This is a genomic window from Microcoleus sp. T3_A4 (assembly GCF_036700465.1).
Taxonomy (GTDB): domain Bacteria; phylum Cyanobacteriota; class Cyanobacteriia; order Cyanobacteriales; family Microcoleaceae; genus Microcoleus.
In genome coordinates this window covers 1-3,925 of sequence record NZ_JAUBOY010000109.1, presented here as the reverse complement: position 1 = coordinate 3,925, position 3,925 = coordinate 1, and the positions used below count along the sequence as shown (strand labels likewise).

General features: G+C 45.5%; 6 protein-coding genes. 5 read left to right on the top strand and 1 reads right to left on the bottom strand.

The window, feature by feature from the left end:
• Positions 1–474 precede the first annotated feature (474 nt).
• Complete coding sequence (locus QUA07_RS29570) at positions 475–648, bottom strand: hypothetical protein (RefSeq protein ID WP_333332740.1); 174 nt, start codon at positions 646–648, stop codon at positions 475–477.
• 268 nt (positions 649–916) lie between these two features.
• Here QUA07_RS29570 and QUA07_RS29565 point away from each other — a divergent pair, with 268 nt between their 5' ends.
• The 5 genes from QUA07_RS29565 to QUA07_RS29545 all read left to right on the top strand — a co-directional run bounded on the left by QUA07_RS29565 (position 917) and on the right by QUA07_RS29545 (position 3,883).
• On the top strand, positions 917–1,675 hold the full coding sequence (locus QUA07_RS29565; RefSeq protein ID WP_333332737.1) for a phytochelatin synthase family protein: 759 nt from the start codon (positions 917–919) through the stop codon (positions 1,673–1,675).
• Between the two features lie 132 nt (positions 1,676–1,807).
• Positions 1,808–1,981 (top strand): hypothetical protein, encoded by a 174-nt coding sequence (locus QUA07_RS29560; RefSeq protein ID WP_333332734.1) that lies wholly within the window; start codon positions 1,808–1,810, stop codon positions 1,979–1,981.
• Positions 1,978–2,121 carry a hypothetical protein gene (locus QUA07_RS29555; RefSeq protein WP_333332732.1) on the top strand — a complete coding sequence of 48 codons (144 nt, stop codon included), beginning with the start codon at positions 1,978–1,980 and terminating at the stop codon, positions 2,119–2,121. The genes QUA07_RS29560 and QUA07_RS29555 overlap by 4 nt, the downstream gene beginning before the upstream one ends.
• 13 nt (positions 2,122–2,134) lie before the next feature.
• Complete coding sequence (locus QUA07_RS29550) at positions 2,135–3,085, top strand: site-specific integrase (protein WP_333332729.1); 951 nt, start codon at positions 2,135–2,137, stop codon at positions 3,083–3,085.
• Between the two features lie 177 nt (positions 3,086–3,262).
• Positions 3,263–3,883, top strand: a complete 621-nt coding sequence (locus tag QUA07_RS29545; RefSeq protein ID WP_333332726.1) for a hypothetical protein — start codon at positions 3,263–3,265, stop codon at positions 3,881–3,883.
• Positions 3,884–3,925 lie beyond the last annotated feature (42 nt).

Here is a 3,925-nt window from a genome sequence, read left to right as displayed (position 1 = left end):
ATATCGCCATGATCCGTATCATGGTTCGACGGCTTGCATGATTTTTGACTTACTTGGACTTTTCAAACATCCTCTAAGGCGATGGATGTTTTCATGTCTCTAGTGGCGACTACCCGCAAATTAGGAATTAGCTTTTTTGAATATATGCACGACCGTATTTCTTACCTGGGAAATATTCCATCTCTAGGGACGATTATTCGTCAACAATCTTCGGTTTATTCTCTGGGTGAGTCCTGGTCTGATTGATGAAATTCAAAAAAATATAAAGGCTCTGAATTATTGCTCGTTGATTCTTGTAGTAAGGGTCGTATAAACCCACGGTTAATTGTGACTTTAGTGGCTAAAAAAGACTATGACATCCTTGATTTTATGATTAATAATACGTCAGATTCTACCATGCTGTGCCTAGATTGTGAACCTTCTTTTTTTGCTGTTACCCCGATTTATTGAGCGGATACGATACTGGTTCTTTATTCAAGATATTGCCAACCTCCGCACCGATTGATTGAAAGCGCAAGTCCGTTGTACTTTTTGTTGGGGCGTTAACTGTCGCAATAGCTGAAACATCAGCACGTCAGCTTCAATGCTGGTATCTATAGATTGTGGTTTGTATCCTGACTTGACTGTGACTGTGGGTATTGGCGGCATGATGCAATCTTGCTCCCAGGCATAGATTTCAAAATTCTATTACAGAATCCCTGTTTTTTAGACAGCTTGATAACAATGATAGTTTTCCTTAATTATAATGAAAATGTAACCATGAAAAGACTTGCTATAATGGTGTCCAAAGCAAAGGCGATAGTTACCAGAGCTACTAACCAGATAACAAGGTTTAGACGGTGTAATGTTTAATTATTCAACGAAAAATTCTGACTAAGATTTTTTTCACACAACTGTTCTTGGGAGAGATGAAGATATGGACTTAAATCCAACGGCTGGCAATCACCGATGGCGAGGGCGACTAATAAAAGCTGGAGGGGGTATTCTACTAATCTTCGGCACAGGTTTAAGCGTTTTCACCTGGAAACTCTTCTCGCCACCTTCTGTTAATCGACTACCACTTCCCAAAACTTTAGTTTCTCTAGAATCACCGGAAGGACGACAACTACTGAACCAAAGCAAGAGCAAACAGGATTTTCCACTGCTTAGCACCCACATTGAAACCCAAAAACGTCCCGCCTATTGTGGTGTGGCTAGTAGTGTGATGGTTCTGAATGCACTCGGCACCAAAAAACAGGGATATCGCACCCTGAACCAAGACACCTTTTTTGACGGTCAAACCCAGAGCATCCGCTCTTCTTATGCCGTCACTTTTTCGGGGATGACTCTTGATGAATTAGCGGCTTTGCTCAGAAGTCACAACGTCAAAGTTGAGGTCTATTATGCGTCAGAGACAACACTTAACCAATTTCGCAGCCAAGCTAAAGCTAACCTTGCCCGTTCTGGCGACTATATAATCGTGAACTACCAACGCTCTGTTTTGGGTCAGGGTAAAAGCGGGCATATTTCCCCCCTCGCTGCCTATCACGAACAAAGCGATCGGTTTTTGATTGAAGACGTAGCCAGTTATAAATATCCGCCTGTATGGACTTCTACTGAACATCTTTGGAAAGCGATGAATACTACTGATTCAGCTTCTAAAAAGACACGCGGATATCTAATTGTGCATCAGTAAAAGACCGAATTAGGCATTGCATAGCTGGGCTTCAACCCTTACTCAAAAATGACAAAACTGCGGGTGCGACCAAAACTAATTGGAGCATTATGCTATTTTTGATTTGAACTTTATCAGTTTGGGCAAAGCATTATGTCTAAACTTTTTGCCGTAGTTGTAGCAACCATTCCAGAGTATTACGACTACAAAAACGCTCACCCAGAACACGACCCTAATCAACTAGCTTGGTTTCGCCAGCAACAGGAGAAAGGAATACTACTGTGTTGTGGCCCGTTTTTCCCCTTGATGGAACAGGGCTTTGGGTGATTCAGGCAGAAAATGTGGAAGAAGCTCAAAAGATTGTTAACAGCAGTCCCCGCGCCCTGGATGGTATGTTAGCAGAATCTACCAGAGTAGTGGAGTGGCAGGTGCATATTGGGTGCGAGCGTTTTGGGGATAGTAAATAGGCAGGGGCTATATATGTTATTCCCACCACTATTGCATACCGCCCAACTAAATATTGACCCGAAAAAGCGGTGCAAAGACATATTTATTCCTATCAACCCCAGCGCTTGTATCATTAACCAAACATATCAAACCCCCGGAGCGATCGCCCGAACAAAACCCTTGACCTCGTTCACCCGCCACATTAAGAAATACCCCCGACGGATGCAGCAATGTAGTATTTGCGGCAAACTCTCATGTGTTGGGTCGGTATACACTCCTGATGGAAATAGAGGGACACGGACAAGCCAAATCCTTACGCAACAGGAAATTGAACTGCTGTTTGACAAAGGTTTGCAAACCTCACGCGATCGCACGCTGTTCGGAGTTTGTCTCTACACCGCTTGTCGGATTGCCGAAGCTTGTTCGTTAATGGTCAAGGATATCTACACAAACTCTGGCACCGTCCGTTCTACGATTAACTTCCGCAAAGCCAACACCAAAGGAAAACTCCAAACCCGAACAATTCCAGTGATAGAGGATTTGCGATCGCTCCTGACATCTTGGAAACCCAACGCGGGTCAGATTTACTTATTTCCCGGCCGCTACCCCAAGCATCATTGGAAGCATCTGCACACCAACTCAGCGGATCGGATTTTGAGAGAAGCGTTCGATCGCGCCGGCATCGAGGGAGCATCCACCCACAGCTTCCGTCGCAGCGCCCTGACGAGCGATGAGCAACGCCGGAATCCCGCTGCGGATTATTCAAGAAATCAGTGGTCACAGCAACCTCGAACAGTTACAGCGCTACTTAGAAGTGAAGCCGGATCAAGTCAAAGGAGCGATGGCGAGTCTTTCCATGCTTTCCTACGCGGGGAAGAGGTATTTCCCCGCGTACAGGATGAATTGCCCGCTGTGCCGTTACCGAGAGAGCAACTGCCACAAGACCAATCCGACGACGCTGCCCAAGAAATTCCCGACTGGTGACGAGCAATTTTAGATTTTAGATTTTAGATTTTAGATTGACAGTCGCGCATCAAGAGCATCGAATGCCGATCGCTTTCTTTCCCAAGGCAGGAGCCCTCACCCCCTGGATTTGTTACCATTCTCGATCGTGTGGAGCGGGTGCATCTACAAACCTGCTCAAAGGAGAATTGACAGACAATGTGGCTAAAATTTGGTGTTGCTCTCAGTGGTGAACTGATGAGCATTGATGAAGTTGTGCGCGGAAAAACTAACCTCGCTTGCCTCTACTGCGGTGGCGGATTGACAGCAAAAAAGGGGTCAGTGAAAGAACATCACTTCGCGCACACCGGGGAAACTTGCAAGCCCGTGTCACAGCGGATTAAAGCCAAAGCTTTCCCATCGCTTCCCCTCTACGATAATTTCAACATCGAACTCAAGGAAGAGGAATTGGAACAGTTGAAAGTGCTGTGGAAAGAGTACGGGGTTCAAAAGCGATCGATTCCCAAAGACTTGGTAAACTTTCGGTGGGAACTCAAAGGATTGCTAGAGTCGTCGGGCGATCGCTCTTATGAGTTTACTCACCTCGGTAAAATCCCCGTCGGCGCTCTTCCCCTGGCGCTGTTCAACCAAGTCCAAGAACCGCTGCTGGTGTCAGAGTTAGTTACGTTGGAAGGCTCTGTAGAAATTGCCGAAGCTGGGGGGTTATCTTGTTTAGAAGAACGGCGGGCTGATTTGCTAATTTATCGAGCACAGTTGAGGCGAATTGGGAGCATGTCAATGAAAACAGTGAGTAATTATACTTATGAAGTTTTTCCCTGATTTCCAATTAACCCGTTCAAGTAAGCACAACTCGGAGCTAAT

Bases quoted from the DNA above. Each gene is read 5' to 3' on its own strand.
- QUA07_RS29560 (WP_333332734.1), top strand. From the start codon at position 1,808: ATGTCTAAACTTTTTGCCGTAGTTGTAGCAACCATTCCAGAGTATTAC.
- QUA07_RS29545 (WP_333332726.1), top strand. From the start codon at position 3,263: ATGTGGCTAAAATTTGGTGTTGCTCTCAGTGGTGAACTGATGAGCATT.
- QUA07_RS29565 (WP_333332737.1), top strand. From the start codon at position 917: ATGGACTTAAATCCAACGGCTGGCAATCACCGATGGCGAGGGCGACTA.
- QUA07_RS29550 (WP_333332729.1), top strand. From the start codon at position 2,135: ATGTTATTCCCACCACTATTGCATACCGCCCAACTAAATATTGACCCG.
- QUA07_RS29570 (WP_333332740.1), bottom strand. From the start codon at position 648: ATGCCGCCAATACCCACAGTCACAGTCAAGTCAGGATACAAACCACAA.